Genomic DNA, 17,395 nt, shown 5'->3' with positions numbered 1-17,395 from the left:
GGGGCCATTACAATATTTCTTGGAAATGAACATCATATTTTATCCAACAATATCCACTCTTATTCAAAATTGTTGAAACGGCATTCGCTTATATTACGCTTCGCCGCCAATGCAAGCGGCACCATCGTTTCAAATAGCAGATCTTCTTCTTCAAAAATCAGTTTGCGCAGTTCAATATTGAAGTACTCCTTCATCCGCGATTCGGTCATTACTTCTTGAACCGCACCGATTACCGCTTTTTTCTCTTTTGCAATCATCAATACTTGATCCGCCAGGTAAAACGCGTGATTCGGATAATGCGTGTTAATAATGCATGAAATATTATGCTCTTTTGATAAACGCTTTAATGTTTCCAAAATGACAACCTGCTTTTGCACATCCAGATGCGATTCCGGTTCATCCAATATTAAAATTTCCGGATTCGATACGAGCGTTCGTGCAATTAACGCCAGCTGTAGTTCCCCGCCGCTCACTTCATTGCATGACTTTTTTGCCAAATGCACAATGCCTACTTCATTTAACGCTTCGTGCGCTTTTTCGTAATCTTCCTTGCGTGGCTTTGACAACGAACCGATATACGGAGCACGTCCCATTACTACTAAGTCCTCAATTGAAAAGCCGAACACCATTTTATGCGCCTGCGGAACGTAGCCGATTTTCTTCCATAACTCCTTTTGCGAAACTTTTGGAAGCGGTACATCATCGATCAATGTTTCACCAACCCGCCAGTCGTGCAATCCGGTAATGCATTTTAACAGCGTCGTTTTCCCAGCACCGTTCGGACCGAGTATTGCCATAATCTTGCCCGGCTCCAACGTAAAGCTAATATTCGATTCATAAATGAACGGCTTTACTTCCTTCTTTTTCGCATAGCAGAAGTTGCCTTCACGTACTTCTATTTTCATGACCAGCTACCTCCTGTACGACGTAAAAGATAAGCGAAGAACGGTGCCCCTACAATCGCCGTTAAGATCGACAACGGAATTTCCGCCGCTGTTACCGAACGGGCCAATGTATCGATAATGAGCAAATATGCCCCGCCCAGTGCAATCGACATCGGCAGTACACGTTCATTATTACTGCCGACAAACATCCTTGCGATATGCGGGATAATTAAACCGACCCAGCCGACAATCCCCGCAACTGCAACGGCTGCCGCTGTACAAAGTGTCGCCCCAGCAATAACAAGCCACTTCATGCGTACAACATTAATCCCTAACGACTTCGCCTCATCATCCGGCAATGTCAGTAAGTTAATGCGCCAGCGCAGTGCAAGTAAAATGAACATCCCGACTAAAATAATCGGTCCGGCTGTCCATAAATCGCGGTAAGATGCTGTTCCTAAACTTCCCATCAGCCAATACGTAATCGCAGGCAGCTTTTCTTCCGGGTCCGCCACAAATTTCGTTAACGAGATCAATGCATTAAACAACGCACTTGTCACAACCCCTGCCAGTACGAGCATAAAGATCGGCATATTGCGTCCGGACCCGCCGATCATATACGTAAATACGATGGCCGCTAAACCAAAGACGAGCGCAAAACCTTGTGTTACATAACCATTGCCAAACAGTAAAATCCCGATAGAAGCACCAAAACCGGCACCGGCTGCGACCCCTAAAATATCCGCGCTCACTAATGGATTGGCGAACATCCCCTGGAATGCGGCACCTGAAATGGAAAGCCCCGCACCGATTAATAATGCGAGGATAATACGCGGCAGTCGAACAGTCATGACTACGTTATATTCCATTTGCGTCCACGTTTCTTCTATCGGAAAAATATGCGAACCGAGGATTTTCACCACCGTTACAAAATCGACTTCAAACCGGCCGATGCCAAGTGAAGCAATCGCAAGAACAAGCGGTAAAACCCACAGTAAAATACTTTTCCACTTTTTCATGACAGTCCCTCGTTCTAATACTTCGCAGCGTCAGAAGATGGGTGTAGAATTTGCTCTACTTCTTCGTCCGTTACGTCATATCCGTAAAAGTCTTTATAGTAACTCTTAATTTCAGCGTTCATATCATAGTCGAATAGTTCAGGCTGGTTGTTGTTTGCCAACCATTTCAGCATTAATGGTGCATCGCCACTTGGCGGGAACCAGCGATAAATCCCCAGCGGAATTTTATACACCTGCTTGTTTTTCACCGCTTCCACTTCACTCCAGTCCTGACCTGGAATTGTGTTATTATATAAATCTTCCGGCTGGATTTCTGTGAAGTTCGTTATGTAGATAATTTCCGGATTCCAATTGTAGATTTGCTCCATGTTCACATCTTTACGTCCTGTTACATCGTTTTCCGCAACGTCATTCGCACCTGTTGCATTCAGCCATTGATTCCCGAAGAAGTTTTTACCGCCAACTGTGATTGCCTGTTCGGATAATTGATAAAGCATAAGCGCATTCGGTTTCTCTTCTGCTTTTAAGCTATCGATCTTTTCATAAATCTCGTTTTGTACTTCTGTACCGATTTCGATAAAATTGTCCGCACGTTCTGTTGTGCTCGCAACTTCACCCGTCAGTTTTAACCAGCTGTTGAATGTTGCAAGTGGCTCTGCTGCCGCTGCATCAATCGCTTTAATCGCTACTGTGTTGATGCCTGCAGCACGTGCCTGCTCGATTGATTTCTCATCTGTTGCAATTTCAAAGAACACATCCGGGTTAATTTTCATTAATTCCTCGACGTTCATTTCTCCGTTTTGTACGAATGATGTATCCGCATTCAAAATTTCAGGAGCCATTTTCGATAAAATTGAGTTTTCCGCTGCATTGTAAGAGTTCGGGTGCATTCCGACGATTTCTTTTGCCGAGTTAGTTGCGACATACCATGTATGGAAATACGGTAAAATCCCGCCTGATACGATTGAGTTCACTTCAGCAGGAATCGTTACTTCTGTCCCTGCCTGATCGGTAACGATTTTCTCTTCTGCTGTCGTTTCAACCTCTCCACCCGTAGCTGATGTTGTTGCCTCATTATCTGAACATGCTGCAAGCGCCATTGAAGCAAGTGCAAGCGTTGTTAAAATTGCCTTACGTCCTACCATTGTTTTCTCTCCTTCAACATCTTTCGTTTTTCACGAAATTTATTATTTTAATAAAATATTGTTTGATTTCCATTCGAGATTGAGTATAATTGATAATGATTTTCATTGTCAATGATAATTCGGTTTGCAAATGAGAATTTGTATCAATTAATTAAATTTAAAGGATTAAAGGAGATTTTTATGTCTGAATATAAAATTGTAAAACTGGATGGCGGACACGCATTCAGCTTAGAGGGACGTGCTATGAACGTTTCTAATGAACCAATGGACCATGTAACATTCATCGACCAGTATGAAATTTCAACTGCTGACCTTTCCGGGTTCAATGTGATGGTCGTAACGGATTTTATCGATCAGGAACATCTTTATGAGCACAAACAAGTGATTGAAAACTTCTTAAATGAAGGGAAAATTATTATTGCGAACACACATATTTTCCGTCCTTGGCTGCCAGGTTCCGGGCTGTTCATGCCAAAAGAAATTAAGTCACACGCGGATTATGTAATGGAGCCTGCAGCTGAAGGTACATTTTATGAAGGTGTTGACATGATGGAGCTTACATACCGTAAAGGCGTATCCGGGTTCTATGCGCGCGGCTCACATCCGGTAGTCAACAAGGAATCGGAAATCGTGCTGCAGTTTACGGACGGCACACCGATCGTTTTCATCGACCGCACTGCTACTAAAGGAACGGTTGTCGCAGCATCTTGCCGTGATTTCCTGACATACGCAACGGGTGAAAACTCGACTCAGCTGATCGCACCACAGTTTTTAGCTTGGCTCGATCAAGAATTACTACGTTTGAAAGAAGGATCTAAAGCATGAGAAAAATAGCCGTATTATATAGTGGTCACGCGCCACATTACGTGACATTCAATACACCGAAATTCAAGCAGTACTTCGAGAAAATCATCTATTTACCGCGCTTTGTCGAGGAAGATTTGGAAGGGATGGACGTACTGATCGTCCCTTCTCAATTGCACAACACATTATTGTTGGAAGCAGCATCCGCAATCCGACGTTTTGCGGATAACGGCGGCGTTGTCGTAGCATTCGGACCTCAGCCGTGGCAATGGATTCCGGGCCAAAACTGGGAAACACGCCCGACGAACTTCTGGTGGTGGCTTGAAAAAGATGCCGACAGCGGATTACGTATGGTCGCACCGGATTATCCGTTATTCCGTGACGGGTTCCTGGATGAAGCTGGCTGCACATGGCATCAGCACGGCGTATTCCACTTACAGGAAGGGGTGCAGTCACTGATTGATATGAAGGACGGCGGTTCATTGCTGTATGTCGACAAAGTCAGCTCAAAAGGCACTTGGATCGTAACGACACTTGATCCGGACTTCCATTTCGGTTCGTACTTCATGCCGGCAACAGAGAAATTTATGGACGGCTTCTTCCCGTGGTTAGCGTTCGGGGAAATTTAATTAAAAAAGCATGGTACCCGCAATTTGAATGCGAGCACCATGCTTTTTATTTATTAATCGTTGCTGTTGTCATCTTTGTTGTCGTCAGTATTGTCGTCAACAGTGCCATCAGTGTTGTCGTCTGTATTGTCATCTAAGTTGTCATCAGTGTTGTCGTTGTCGTCGCCATCAACATCTAATTCAACATTTGTATCGTCAGTGTTGTCCTCCATTAGGCCGTCATCAGTACCGTCATCCACATTGTTGTCGATGTTCGTATCGTCCTCATCATTACATGCCGCAAGCGATAATGATAGTAACAACGTCATCATCAGAGTAGGTGTCTTTTTAAGTTTCATAATGTAAAGCCTCCTTTGTTGTATGCTATTATGTTTCCCCCATATAAAAAAGGAAAACATCTTTTTTTATCTTTCCATAGAAAAAGATGTTTTCAGATTAAAAAACTGCATGATGATTGACCCTCTAGTACAATTTTTTTCTTCATTTATTAATGCAGTTTAGCTGTATGTTCTATCTATATCCTTATGGAAGCAGGCTTTATTAGTAAATTACATTTACGCTCTGCATATTATGTAATTAACGCAGCAATTTTCTAGCCGTTAGTACAAGGAGGTTATGCCAATTAATAATTATAAAAACAACTCCAATCATCCCTCTGAACCAGCAGAAATTCAAATTGCCAGACTTGGTTTTATTGCAGCAACCATTGTTACGCTTGGGGATGGGTTAGCAGCATTGGCTGCAGGTCTTGCTCTACAGGAATTAGAAAAAGCCAACAATCAAAATTCACAGCCACAATATGATCAATCGAAACAGATTGATTCCACACAAAAGCAAATTGATTATTTAATAAAGGAATTAAAACAAATCAAAAAGATTTTGAGTTAAAGAAAGGCGTGATTATTTTTGCAATATGTTATACAACCATCGTTGAACAGCATTGTGATGGATCTCTCGAAAGCGCTTGAAGGTGAATATAATGCCATCCGCTTTTATGAACATTTAGCTCAACTTGCCCCGAATGAAGAAATTAAAAATCGTATTCTGGAGATAAGAAAAGATGAAATGCGTCACTATCATGGGTTTTCTTACATTTTTACATGTCTTACTGGACAACAACCTTCTCCACGAATAACTGAACCATTACCGACTAATTTTAAGCAGGGCGTTATCACTGCATTTCATGATGAACAAGAAGCAGTGGAGTTTTATCATCGAGTAGCTAGAGAATCTACTATTCCGTATATCAGTCACCAGTTTTCTTCAAATGCTGCAGATGAACAAAATCATGCTGTTTGGTTTTTATATTTTATGAATCATTACTAGTATTTTTTTAGGGGGCATCAATACCCTCCTTTTGCAAATTATTACTGCCTGGAATGGACCACAAGTTTATCCTGTTTAACGCGATATATTATATGCAGTCTTGTCCGGAAATGGACATATGTATGTTATTACTTACGAAATCATATTCATTCACCGATTGATAAAGAAAAAATTATAGAGAGGGTTTCCCCCCTCTATATTCAATTATTTAGTATGGTGATAATGTTTCACTTCACCGTTTTTGAATTTCACTTCAAGCTCAAAGGTCTTATAGTTCTCATCTAGGGCAAATGCTTTCATAACTTCATTACGGACATCGTCATCACTCGTAGTTTCATCAAATGTAAGTTGTTCTAATGCTTTGACAAAATTGTCGTAGGCTTGATCCCCTTTATACTCAACACCTTTAACTTCATCTTCATGTTCAGCATAAATGTAGTTTCCATCGTTCTCATATTCAATATTGTACGATTTGTCATTTGCGTATTCTACGTCTAAATCGAACTCAGTAAATGTATAATTTACATCTTCCACTTTAATTTTAGTTCGTTCATCTTCATTATCATTTACCGTGTTATTAGCGGTATTATTGTTTTTCGTTGTTTCATCCACCGTACTGTTATTTCCTGTAACATCGTTCTCTGTCTTTGTATCGTTATTATTACAGCCGTACAATGATCCTAATAATAATGGCATTACAAGAATTCCTTTAAATAGTTTCATTAAACATTCTCCTTTACAAATAGTTTTGACAATAAAAAGTATCTCCATATTTATATAATCTATCCATTTCTACAATCAATTAATAATTTTTCCCCTATATAAATGCGAGGATATGATCCGAATCGCTGCTCGTTGGAAAAACAATACCCAACAAAAAAAACAGCATCGGCAAAATCCCCGATGCTGTTCTATAAACGATTCACTACAAATTTGAGCAGTTAATTCATAGCTATTAAATTAATTTCCGACCGGCTTGCTGTTCTTAACGAAGAACGATCCAACCAATCCTAATACCGACACGACTGTCACAACAATAAACGCTGAATGGACACCGTGTGCTAAAAATTCTACCGGCAAAGCGTTGCTGAATTTTTCGATGTAGTTTTGCTGACCGATTGTGAACATTGTAATGGCAACCGCAGTACCTGAAGCGCCGGCGATTTGCGTTAGGGTGTTCAATGCCGCTGAACCGTCAGCGAATTTCTGCGGTGCTAATGAGTTCATCGCATTTGTCTGTGCTGGCATGATTGTCATCGATACCCCGACAAAGAATACACATAAGTTAACGATAATGATCCATGTTGCTGTTGTTGCCGAAATCGTCGTTAAGAACACGATCATTGACACTAAAATCAGTGTAAACCCGATACGTGTGAAGATTTTCGCTCCGACTTTATCAAAGTTCGTCCCAACAATCGGTGACATGATGATATTTAAGATATTACCTGGCAACATACATAAACCTGCAGTTAAAGCTGCAAAACCTAATACTGTTTTCAGGAACATCGGCACTAGGATCGCCACTGATAGAATCATGAACATGGTTGCGACCATCAATGCGACACCTAAAGAGAACATTGGTGACTTGAATACCGATAAGTCGATCATCGGCTCTTCCATTTTCGTTTGGCGAATGCCGAAAACTACTAATAAAACTAAACCAACGACAAGTGGTACCCAAACGATTGGTTTTGTAATCGATTGCTCCGCTAATGTTGCTAACGCGAATACAACACCACCGAAACCGAACGTAGAAGCGATTAATGATAGTAAATCAATTTTTGGACGTGTTACGTTGGATACATTGTCCACTTTAGAAAGTGCTAAAACGATTACAACGGCATACACAACGACCATGATCCAGAAAATATATCTCCAGCTTAATGAAGAGACAATCAAACCTGCGATTGATGGACCTAATGCCGGACCTGCTGTTAAAATAATCCCGACGATCCCCATGACGGCACCGCGCTTTTGCACCGGGAAAATTAGCATTACAACACTGAACATTAACGGTAGAATAATCCCTGTTGCAAGTGCTTGTACGAAACGACCTGCTAGTAATACTTCAAAGTTCGGTGCTAATGCGCCTAATAACGAACCGATCACCGCGAACAAAACTGCCGCCACTACTAATTGACGTGTTGTAAACCAGCGTACTAAATAAGATGATAATGGAACTAATACAGCTAATACTAATAAATAGCCTGTTGTTAACCATGCGGCTGATGCGGCCGATACACCGAAGTCATCCATAATATTTGTTAACGCCATGTTTAATGCCGTTTCACCAAATAAACCAACGAATGTACTAATCATCAGAACAGCTGCCATACCTTTTGGGCTTTTCACATTAAAAATTGGTGCTGCCATTTTTTGTTTCCTCCTATTGTATAAGACTCTTTTATGAAAGATGATAATTGCTTTGTATCATGCTTTTTGCTGTTATAGAACGATTCTTCAAACAGCACGCTTTAAAATATATCAAATTTTTTCATGAAAATTCAATCGCTCAGGAGAAAAATATTAGACCGGTCGTTATAATTGTGAACATCCATTATCCATTTTTAACCTTAAATGGGCCTATCTTTCGTAGACATTTTTTAACATATTTTTATGAAAACGATTGCACTTTTTTCAATAAATTATAGAGAGAAACAACAAGAACGTTGCTACATCAACATTTGCAAACGATTTCAACTCCATTGCTATGAAAAACAATAAATTTGCAATAGTTTTCCACACACTTATTTCGAAAATCAGGCTAATTGTGAACAACCTTTATTTGCGACAACAACAAAAAAGCCTGTCCAGAAATCACATTCCGGACAAGCCTTTACTTATACTGCGCAAGCAACGCAGGGATGACTTTGCTTATATTTAATAACGGCTCATTCGAACGCTGGGACAATGACAATGTAACCGCCCCTTCAATCATTGCGCTTACCGCTTTACTCAGTGTGACAGCCGCTTCATCACTAAACCCGTTGGCAATCAATTTTGTGTAATAGATCGATTCCCAGTACTTATACGTGTCGCCGCATACTTTCCGCAAACGCTCATTCATGAATGCTGATTCCGCCGCAAGCAGTCCGAATGGCATCATCGTATAGGAATGCTCCTCAAGTCCATTGTCCAAATCAAATAAATCAGCCATCGCTAAAATATGGGCATTCAGTGCTGCCTCCACATCCTCAAACTATTCATATAATGCTGAATAACTGCACCGATCCGCCGTTTTGACAATACAATCGCTTCTTCGGCAAGCTGCTCTTTGCCTTCAGGAAAATAGTGATACAGCGACCCTTTTGGTGATCCCGATTCTTTTATAATCTGATTTAAACCGGTCCCGTGAAAACCTTGAAAGTAAAACAACCGTGTCGCTGTTTCTAAAATTTTATCTTTCGTTTGATTAGACATACCGTTCCCTCACCATCTATAACAACTGGTCTAATTTCAACCAAGTATGTGCCGTTAAATTTGAATAGATTAAACATATCACATATTCTGTCGCTTATATAATAACGAGATGCCAACGTTCACAAACTTTCAACAAATTATCCCCCAGATTTTCTAATAAAATCCTAAATGTTCTAATATAAATGCCCGAAATGCTAAGAAGTGTTTCGGATGTTCTAATAAAGCTCAGGCCCACACAAAAAAAGACACCCGCCCAAAAGCGAGTGCCCTACCTAATCCTAAAACAATTATTTAATATTGTAGAAAGACTTTAACCCTTCAAAACGGCTAGTTGCGCCTAATTGGTCTTCGATGCGTAGTAATTGGTTGTACTTCGCAACGCGGTCCGTACGAGATGGTGCACCTGTTTTGATTTGGCCTGCATTTGTAGCAACAGCGATGTCAGCGATTGTGTTATCTTCTGATTCGCCTGAACGGTGAGAAATTACTGCTGTGTAGCCAGCGCGTTTCGCCATTTCGATTGCTTCAAATGTTTCTGTTAAAGTACCGATTTGGTTTACTTTGATTAAGATTGAGTTGCCAACGCCTTCTTCGATACCGCGAGATAATTTCGTTGTGTTTGTAACGAATAGATCGTCACCTACTAATTGTACGCGGTCACCGATACGCTCTGTTAATAGCTTGTGGCCAGCCCAGTCGTTTTCGTCTAAACCGTCTTCGATTGAGATGATTGGGTATTTAGAAGTCAGCTCTTCGTACCAAGCAACCATTTCTTCAGAAGTTTTTTCTACGCCTTCACCAGCTAAAACGTATTTGCCTGTTTCTTTGTTGTAAAGCTCAGAAGAAGCAACGTCCATTGCTAAACGGATTTCTTCGCCCATTTTGTAGCCGGCTTTTTCAACTGCTTCGATGATCACCGTGATTGCTTCTTCGTTTGAACCTAGGTTTGGAGCGAATCCGCCTTCGTCACCTACAGCTGTGTTGTGGCCTTTTTCTTTTAATACTGTTTTTAAGTTATGGAAGATTTCTGTACCCATACGTAACGCTTCTTTAAATGATTTAGCACCTACTGGCATTACCATGAATTCTTGGATGTCCACGTTGTTGTCCGCGTGTGCACCACCGTTTAAGATGTTCATCATTGGTACTGGTAATTGCTTCGAGTTGAAGCCACCTAAGTATTGGTATAAAGGAATGTCTAAGTAGTCAGCTGCTGCGTGCGCTACTGCCATTGACACACCTAAAATTGCGTTTGCACCTAATTTACCTTTGTTTTCTGTTCCATCAAGTTCGATTAACGCTTGGTCGATAACAACTTGGTCCAATACAGAATATTGACCTTCAAGTTCTTCCGCGATAATTGTGTTGACGTTTTCTACCGCTTTTTCAACACCTTTACCTAAGTAACGGCCTTTGTCTCCATCACGTAATTCCACTGCTTCATATTCACCAGTTGAAGCACCAGATGGCACGATTGCACGGCCGAATGCGCCTGATTCTGTGAATACTTCTACTTCTACTGTTGGGTTACCGCGAGAATCTAATACTTCACGAGCATATACTTGAGTAATGAATGGCATAATAAAAAACTCCTCTATTGATAAATTTAGTAGGTGCTTGCACAAGGACAAGCTATATAATTAACCGCGCGATCAATTACTGTTCGCTTGGCATAACTAACGATTTTCCTGTCATCTCTGCAGGCTGGGCAATATTAAGTAATTCAAGCATTGTCGGTGCCAGATCGGCTAGAATGCCGTCTTCATAAAGCATGACACCAGGCTTTGTGACAATCACCGGTACCGGGTTTGTCGTATGTGCTGTCATCGGCTTGTCATCGAGTGTCACCACTTCATCCGAGTTCCCGTGGTCAGCTGTAATGATCGCATAACCGCCTTTAGCTGTAATCGCATCAACGACTTTCCCTAGACACTCATCCACCGTTTCGATTGCTTTAATTGTCGGTTCAAGCATCCCTGAGTGTCCGACCATATCCGGGTTCGCAAAGTTTAAAATAATCGCATCGAACTTCTCTCCTGCAATAGCTTCCAGTAAAGAATCCGTCACTTCATACGCACTCATCTCAGGCTTCAAGTCGTATGTCGCCACTTTTGGAGATGCGATTAAAATACGCTCTTCTCCAGCAAATGTATCTTCACGACCACCACTCATAAAGAATGTGACATGCGGATATTTTTCCGTTTCCGCAATACGCAGCTGAGTTTTGCCTGCTTTTGAAATCACTTCACCGACCGTATTAACTAAGTTGTCATTTTCATATGCCACATCCGCTATGACATCATCACTGTAATGTGTAAACGTAACGAATTTCAGATTCGTCGGATGGTTTTCAGAGCGTGGCATTGCGTCAAATTTTTCATTCGTCATTAAAGACGACAATTGAATCGCACGGTCCGGACGGAAGTTGAAGAAAATGACTGCATCGTTCGTGCTGATCGTTGCGGCAGGTCGTCCTTCTTCTGTCACGACAAACGGTACAACGAATTCATCATGCAGTTCACGTTCATACGAAGACTCAACACCTGCTGTTGCGGAAGAGGCAGTTTGTCCAATTCCATCAACTAATGCATTGTACGTTAAGCCGACACGTTCCCAGCGGCGGTCACGGTCCATTGCATAATAGCGACCATGAATCGATGCGAACTTCCCGATCCCGATTTCTTTCATCTGTTTCTCTGTTTCAAGAATATATCCAAGTGCTGTCGTTGGACCGACATCGCGTCCATCCAGGAAGCCGTGAACATATACTTGTTCAAGACCATTTGCTTTTGCCAATTTCAATAAGGCAAACAAATGCTCATAGTGACTATGGACACCGCCATCGGAAAGCAGTCCCATTAAATGGAGCTTTGAACCATGTGCTTTTGCATGTTCTACTGCTGCCAAAAATGATTCGTTACGGAAGAAATCTCCATCACGAATTGATTTATGGATACGTGTCAGGGACTGGTACACAATGCGTCCAGCCCCGATATTTAAGTGTCCAACTTCAGAGTTCCCCATTTGACCTTCCGGTAGACCTACTGCTTCACCACTTGCTATTAAAGTCGAATGTGGATATGCATGCCAGTAACGGTCAAAATTTGGTTTATTTGCTTGTGCTACGGCATTACCTTTCACTTCATCGCGAAAGGCAAAGCCGTCTAGAATAATTAATGCAACGGGTTGTTTAGGCATTTGCTGCCGCCTCCAATAATTTCATGAATGATGCTGGTTGTAGGCTTGCTCCTCCTACTAATGCGCCATCGATATGCTCTTGAGATAAAAGCTCTTCAATGTTTTCAGGCTTTACACTGCCGCCGTATTGAATGCGCACTTTTTCAGCTGTATCTTTTCCGTATAATGTTTCAATCGCCAGACGGATTGCACAGCATACTGTATTTGCGTCTTCCGCCGTAGCTGTTTTCCCTGTTCCGATTGCCCAGATTGGCTCATATGCAATGACCATATGCTCTACTTCAATTGGAGCAAAGTCTTTCAACGCCATTGTAATTTGGCGTGCTACTTTTGCTTCAGTTTGATCCGCTTCACGCTCTTCCAATGTTTCCCCGCAGCAAATAATCGGTACAATACCATAATTAAGAGCAGCTCGGACTTTTTTGTTGATCGCTTCGTCAGTTTCATTAAATAGCTCACGGCGCTCCGAATGCCCTAAAATAACATAATCAACGTTGACATTCGAAAGCATTTTCGGGCTGATTTCCCCTGTGTATGCGCCTTCGTCTTCAAAGTGCATGTTTTGCGCGCCAATTGCCAGGCTTGAATCTTCTGCCCCTACGACAAGTGTCGGTAAATATAATGCAGGTGCACAGATGACCGCATCAACTTTATCCGGAGAAGGGACTTCTTGTTGGATTTCTTCGATAAAGTCAACTGCCTCATCAAAGGACTTATACATTTTCCAGTTTCCTGCTATGATCGGTTTTCTCATTCAAAACCCTCCGTTTTTAAAAGATTCTGTTCCCGTTGATTTCTGCTAAGGAGGACGCATTTCTCGTCCATTCCGCCTTCGCTACCATCAACTGTTTCAACAGATATTTTAGCCTATAAACGATCTATTTATTGTTTAACGCAACAATTCCCGGTAATTCTTTACCCTCCATTAACTCTAATGAAGCACCGCCGCCTGTTGAAATGTGGTCCATTTTCGAAGCGACTTCGAATTTTTCTACCGCTGCAGCTGAGTCACCGCCGCCGATAATTGTGTAGCCGTCTGTTGTTGCCATTGCATCCGCAACTGTTTTCGTACCGTTTGCGAATTTTTCCATTTCGAATACACCCATTGGTCCGTTCCAAATGATTAATTTTGATTGTTTAATGACTTCTGCATAGTTTTCAGCAGTTTTCGGCCCGATATCCAGTCCCATCCAGTCAGATGGAATTGCATCGATTGCCACAACTTTTGTTTCCGCATCTTTCGAAAACTCGTTTGCTACGACAGCATCAACCGGCATATGCAGTTGTACACCTTTTGCTTTTGCTTGTTCGATAAAGCCTTTTGCCAGCTCGATTTTATCTTCTTCCAGCAATGACTTCCCAATATCGTGGCCCATCGCTTTGACGAATGTAAATACTAAACCGCCGCCGATAATCAGGTGATCCACTTTATCCAACAAGTTTTCAATAACACCGATTTTATCTTTAACTTTCGCTCCACCAATAATTGCTGTGAACGGACGCTCTGGATTGGATAAAGCTTTACCTAGTACGTCCAGCTCTTTCTCCATTAACAAGCCTGATACAGCCGGTACATGTTTTGCAATACCTTCTGTTGAAGCGTGTGCACGGTGAGCTGCGCCGAACGCATCATTTACATAAAGGTCCGCTAATTTTGCAAACTCTTTTGCCAATGCTTCGTCGTTTTTCTCTTCGCCTTTATGGAAACGAACATTTTCAAGCAGGATTATTTCGCCGTCTTGCATATTGTTAACAGCTGCTTCCACATCTGAACCAATTGATTCATCCAATTTTTTAACTGGCTTGTCCATTAATTCCGAAAGACGCTCGCCGACTGCAGTTAAGCGCATGTCCTCATTTACTTCGCCTTTTGGACGGCCAAGATGTGAAGCTAAAATTACTTTTGCTCCAGCGTCTACTAGTTGTTCAATTGTTGGAATAGCTGCACGAATACGCGTTTCGTCGGTAATGCGGCCCTCATCCATCGGCACATTAAAATCGACACGCACAAATACGCGTTTTCCTTTTACATCTACATCGTTCATTGATTTCTTTAAAAACATACTGAAAATCCTCCTTCATAGTCGTTCGTCAATTAGTGTGAATCGTATACTCGCTAGTTAAAATAGTAACAAAATTCGATCAGGCTGTCTTGATATCGCCTCTGTTTTGTATATTTTCCTTATATCCGAAAAAAGAGCGGTCCGGGTGAGTCCCTGCCGCTCTTTTACCCTTATTTATTATAAGGTTTACGTGTATTAAAGGCTATACTTTTTATGCCCGTTTCCTTTTAATATGTCACACTTTTTCTTCAATTTCGAAAAAGTATGTCACATTTCATCGGTTTATTACGCTTTTTCGATACCTTGTTCTGCGATATATAAAGCTAAATCCATTAAACGAGTAGAGTAGCCGATTTCGTTGTCATACCAAGAAACAACTTTCGCCATACGACCTTCCATTACCATTGTTGATAAACCGTCAATTGTAGATGAAGCCGGGTTACCATTGTAGTCGATTGATACTAATGGTAATTCGTTGTAAGCAAGAACACCTTTTAAGTCGCCTTCAGATGCTTCTTTTAATGCTGCGTTAATTGAATCTGTTGTTACGTCTTTTTCCAATTCAACAACTAAGTCAACACATGAAACGTTAGGTGTTGGAACACGCATTGAGAAACCGTCCAATTTGCCTTTTAATTGTGGCAATACTTTTGATACTGCGATTGCTGCACCAGTAGTTGTCGGAATCATTGATACCGCGCCTGCACGTGCACGACGTGGGTCAGAGTGCGGGAAGTCAAGGATACGTTGGTCATTTGTATATGAGTGAATTGTTGTCATCATACCGCGTTTGATGCCGAACTTTTCATCCAACACTTTTGCAAGTGGTGCTAGACAGTTTGTCGTACAAGAAGCGTTTGAAATAACATTTTGCGCTGGGTCATATTCCGTATGGTTAACACCCATTACATATGTTGGCATATCGCCTTGTGCTGGTGCAGAAAGGATTGCTTTTTTCGCGCCGGCTTCGATATGTTTTGATACTTCTTCCATTGAACGCCATCTACCTGTACATTCTAAAACAACATCTACACCAAGTTCACCCCATGGTAAATTTGCAGGATCTTTTTCTGAAAGCACTTGAATGCGTTTGCCGTTTACGATAAATGCATCATCTTCTGCTTGAACGTCTGCATCATACACTCCATGTACTGAGTCGTATTTTAATAAATGTGCAAGCTGTTTCGCATCAGTTAAATCATTTACTGCAACTACTTCAAATTCCTCGTGCTTCATTGCTTCACGGAATACTAAACGTCCGATTCGTCCAAATCCATTGATTGCTAATTGTAATGCCATGTGTAATTCCTCCAATAACTTTATTATTAAAATAGTATGTGTAAAATCATACTTTTAAAAACATGTTTAATTTTCAAGAATTGTACTTGCGGTTTGCTCATCTGTAATCAAAATCGTTTGCGATGCGGCATTTTTAAAATACGCCTGAATCGCAGCTGCCTTATTTCTGCCTGCCGCAATGGCAAGAACATGCTTCGCTTTGTTTACCTGATCACGCTGAATACCAATTGTCCTCAGATGATGAACCGTGTCGCCATTTGCATTGAAATAATAGCCAAATGCTTCGGCAACCGCGCCTTTTTCTTCAAGTAATTGCTGCTCATGCTGTGAACTTTTACGACGAAGCGCCATTTCCTGTGCTGCACCGATTCCGTGAATCACGATGTCCACCTGTTCATAAAGTGTAATCATCTCCCGAATAATCGGTTCATCCTTCATCGCTTCATACGCCTGCTCACTTAAATGCTCCGGCAAAAACAATGTGCGGTATGTTGCCCCGCATCTTTTTGAAAACTTCGAAACAATTGTATTCGCCTGGAATGTCATCTCATCACCCATACCACCGCGTGCCGCAATAAATTTCGCGTCGCTCAGCACCGGGCAGTCCGATAAATATTCCTTCATCGATGCAACACTGCTGCCGCCTGTAACCGCAATATTGGCTTTTGCAGGTGCGATTTGCTGTAATACTTGTGCCGCAACTTTTCCGAGCTGCTGCTTTACCGTTTCATCCTGTTCGGCATCACCTGGCACAATGATGACACGTGCGATGCCAAAGATGTTTGTAAGCTGCTGTTCCATCGCTACAATACCGGAAAGCTCACGATACAGTTCGTAAAGCTGTTCTATTACTTCATACCCTTTTGGCGTGCAAATCATGCCTTTTTTTTGAATCAAGATCAATTGCTGTTCGCTCAGGACCGTTGTTTCATTCCGGATATCACGCTCTGTCATCTGTAGCTGTTCTCCTAAAGCACGTCTACCAATCGGGCTAAATGTCGCAATTGCTTGTAAAACTCGAAATCTCTTTTGAAAAAGAGCATCAATTTCAGGCATTAGTTTACGCTCAGCTGCAAAAAATGAAATATCCGTCAAAAAACCACCTACCCGATTTATCCTGTTGGACAATATATGTCCCACATGAATATTTTATGTCCCACATGGGGTAAAAAAAAGAATTTCTGTCTTCATTATAGATCGACTCGGAGTGATTTGCAACTTTTATGACGGAATTATTCGCAAAAAATAGCGAACCGGCACCGATGTCTAGTCCACCAGCGCCTCGTACAATGTCGCATAATCCAGCTGCCCGTATTGCACAACGTCGCCGTTATACTCAACAACCGGGATCATCAGCATATATTTTTCATGCGCTTCATCGTCTTCTTCTATATTATAATGCTCAATCGTAAAGTCGATGTCTTCCTGCACAATTTTTAACGTATGGAGCCCTTCAATGCAAAGTCCGCAGTCCGGTTTTGAATAAAATTTGATAATCATTGGCAGTTCCTCCCTTTTTAATTATTATAAGCGAAGTTTGGGCGAGGGTGGGCGGTGATTTTATTAGAAGATTCATTCCACTTATTCGAACATCAGCAATTTATA

Annotated in this window: 19 protein-coding genes; 4 read left to right on the top strand and 15 right to left on the bottom strand. The window is 41.6% G+C overall.

The window, feature by feature from the left end; translation table 11 throughout:
• Positions 1–59: 59 nt before the first annotated feature.
• Genes ACQKN3_RS16975 through ACQKN3_RS16965 form a run of 3 tightly spaced genes read right to left on the bottom strand, consistent with a single transcriptional unit; the run spans position 60 to position 3,048 of the window.
• Positions 60–905, bottom strand: coding sequence for an ABC transporter ATP-binding protein (locus tag ACQKN3_RS16975; protein WP_427713480.1), 846 nt, complete (start codon positions 903–905; stop codon positions 60–62).
• Positions 902–1,903: a FecCD family ABC transporter permease gene (locus ACQKN3_RS16970; RefSeq protein ID WP_427713477.1), complete on the bottom strand. Its 1,002-nt coding sequence runs from the start codon at positions 1,901–1,903 to the stop codon at positions 902–904. Before ACQKN3_RS16970 ends, ACQKN3_RS16975 begins: the two co-directional genes overlap by 4 nt.
• A gap of 14 nt (positions 1,904–1,917) precedes the next feature.
• Positions 1,918–3,048, bottom strand: a complete 1,131-nt coding sequence (locus ACQKN3_RS16965) for an ABC transporter substrate-binding protein (RefSeq protein ID WP_427713474.1) — start codon at positions 3,046–3,048, stop codon at positions 1,918–1,920.
• A gap of 180 nt (positions 3,049–3,228) precedes the next feature.
• Here ACQKN3_RS16965 and ACQKN3_RS16960 point away from each other — a divergent pair, with 180 nt between their 5' ends.
• Together ACQKN3_RS16960 and ACQKN3_RS16955 are read left to right on the top strand one after the other, a co-directional pair.
• Positions 3,229–3,873, top strand: a complete 645-nt coding sequence (locus tag ACQKN3_RS16960) for a phosphate starvation-inducible protein PhoH (RefSeq protein WP_427713471.1) — start codon at positions 3,229–3,231, stop codon at positions 3,871–3,873.
• Positions 3,870–4,481 carry a hypothetical protein gene (locus ACQKN3_RS16955; RefSeq protein ID WP_427713468.1) on the top strand — a complete coding sequence of 204 codons (612 nt, stop codon included), beginning with the start codon at positions 3,870–3,872 and terminating at the stop codon, positions 4,479–4,481. The genes ACQKN3_RS16960 and ACQKN3_RS16955 overlap by 4 nt, the downstream gene beginning before the upstream one ends.
• Before the next feature lie 53 nt (positions 4,482–4,534).
• Here the strand turns inward: ACQKN3_RS16955 and ACQKN3_RS16950 are convergent, their stop codons facing one another.
• Positions 4,535–4,819: a hypothetical protein gene (locus ACQKN3_RS16950; RefSeq protein WP_427713465.1), complete on the bottom strand. Its 285-nt coding sequence runs from the start codon at positions 4,817–4,819 to the stop codon at positions 4,535–4,537.
• Positions 4,820–5,096: 277 nt separating this feature from the next.
• Here ACQKN3_RS16950 and ACQKN3_RS16945 point away from each other — a divergent pair, with 277 nt between their 5' ends.
• Together ACQKN3_RS16945 and ACQKN3_RS16940 are read left to right on the top strand one after the other, a co-directional pair.
• Positions 5,097–5,369: a translation initiation factor 2 gene (locus ACQKN3_RS16945; protein WP_427713463.1), complete on the top strand. Its 273-nt coding sequence runs from the start codon at positions 5,097–5,099 to the stop codon at positions 5,367–5,369.
• A 57-nt stretch (positions 5,370–5,426) separates the two neighbouring features.
• The gene (locus tag ACQKN3_RS16940; RefSeq protein WP_427713460.1) at positions 5,427–5,807 is read left to right on the top strand and encodes a ferritin-like domain-containing protein; all 381 of its coding nucleotides are present in this window, start codon (positions 5,427–5,429) and stop codon (positions 5,805–5,807) included.
• 204 nt (positions 5,808–6,011) lie between these two features.
• On the opposite strand, the gene ACQKN3_RS16935 is transcribed toward ACQKN3_RS16940, so the two are convergent.
• The 11 genes from ACQKN3_RS16935 to ACQKN3_RS16885 all read right to left on the bottom strand — a co-directional run bounded on the left by ACQKN3_RS16935 (position 6,012) and on the right by ACQKN3_RS16885 (position 17,290).
• Positions 6,012–6,530, bottom strand: a complete 519-nt coding sequence (locus tag ACQKN3_RS16935) for a YusW family protein (RefSeq protein ID WP_427713457.1) — start codon at positions 6,528–6,530, stop codon at positions 6,012–6,014.
• A 237-nt stretch (positions 6,531–6,767) separates the two neighbouring features.
• On the bottom strand, positions 6,768–8,183 hold the full coding sequence (locus tag ACQKN3_RS16930) for a DHA2 family efflux MFS transporter permease subunit (protein ID WP_427713454.1): 1,416 nt from the start codon (positions 8,181–8,183) through the stop codon (positions 6,768–6,770).
• Positions 8,184–8,646: 463 nt separating this feature from the next.
• Entirely contained in the window at positions 8,647–9,000 is a 354-nt protein-coding gene (locus tag ACQKN3_RS16925) for a hypothetical protein (protein WP_427713451.1), read from the bottom strand.
• On the bottom strand, positions 8,985–9,230 hold the full coding sequence (locus ACQKN3_RS16920; protein ID WP_427713449.1) for a TetR/AcrR family transcriptional regulator: 246 nt from the start codon (positions 9,228–9,230) through the stop codon (positions 8,985–8,987). The genes ACQKN3_RS16925 and ACQKN3_RS16920 overlap by 16 nt, the downstream gene beginning before the upstream one ends.
• Positions 9,231–9,517: 287 nt before the next feature.
• Positions 9,518–10,810 carry a phosphopyruvate hydratase gene (gene eno / locus ACQKN3_RS16915; protein WP_008406351.1) on the bottom strand — a complete coding sequence of 431 codons (1,293 nt, stop codon included), beginning with the start codon at positions 10,808–10,810 and terminating at the stop codon, positions 9,518–9,520.
• A 76-nt stretch (positions 10,811–10,886) separates the two neighbouring features.
• The gene (gene gpmI, locus ACQKN3_RS16910) at positions 10,887–12,428 is read right to left on the bottom strand and encodes a 2,3-bisphosphoglycerate-independent phosphoglycerate mutase (protein WP_251690295.1); all 1,542 of its coding nucleotides are present in this window, start codon (positions 12,426–12,428) and stop codon (positions 10,887–10,889) included.
• Positions 12,421–13,182, bottom strand: coding sequence for a triose-phosphate isomerase (gene tpiA, locus ACQKN3_RS16905; RefSeq protein WP_251690296.1), 762 nt, complete (start codon positions 13,180–13,182; stop codon positions 12,421–12,423). Before tpiA ends, gpmI begins: the two co-directional genes overlap by 8 nt.
• A gap of 124 nt (positions 13,183–13,306) precedes the next feature.
• A complete protein-coding gene (locus ACQKN3_RS16900) occupies positions 13,307–14,491 on the bottom strand; it encodes a phosphoglycerate kinase (RefSeq protein ID WP_427713444.1) in 1,185 nt (394 codons plus the stop codon).
• Positions 14,492–14,776: 285 nt separating this feature from the next.
• A complete protein-coding gene (gene gap / locus ACQKN3_RS16895) occupies positions 14,777–15,790 on the bottom strand; it encodes a type I glyceraldehyde-3-phosphate dehydrogenase (protein ID WP_251690299.1) in 1,014 nt (337 codons plus the stop codon).
• A gap of 66 nt (positions 15,791–15,856) precedes the next feature.
• Entirely contained in the window at positions 15,857–16,885 is a 1,029-nt protein-coding gene (locus tag ACQKN3_RS16890; protein WP_251690300.1) for a sugar-binding transcriptional regulator, read from the bottom strand.
• Between the two features lie 171 nt (positions 16,886–17,056).
• Complete coding sequence (locus ACQKN3_RS16885; protein WP_014822793.1) at positions 17,057–17,290, bottom strand: glutaredoxin family protein; 234 nt, start codon at positions 17,288–17,290, stop codon at positions 17,057–17,059.
• Positions 17,291–17,395: the final 105 nt, after the last annotated feature.

It is taken from the genome of Solibacillus sp. NPDC093137, from assembly GCF_050280445.1.
Classification (GTDB): Bacteria; Bacillota; Bacilli; order Bacillales_A; family Planococcaceae; genus Solibacillus; species Solibacillus isronensis_B.
This window is presented reverse-complemented; position numbering and strand designations above follow the sequence as displayed.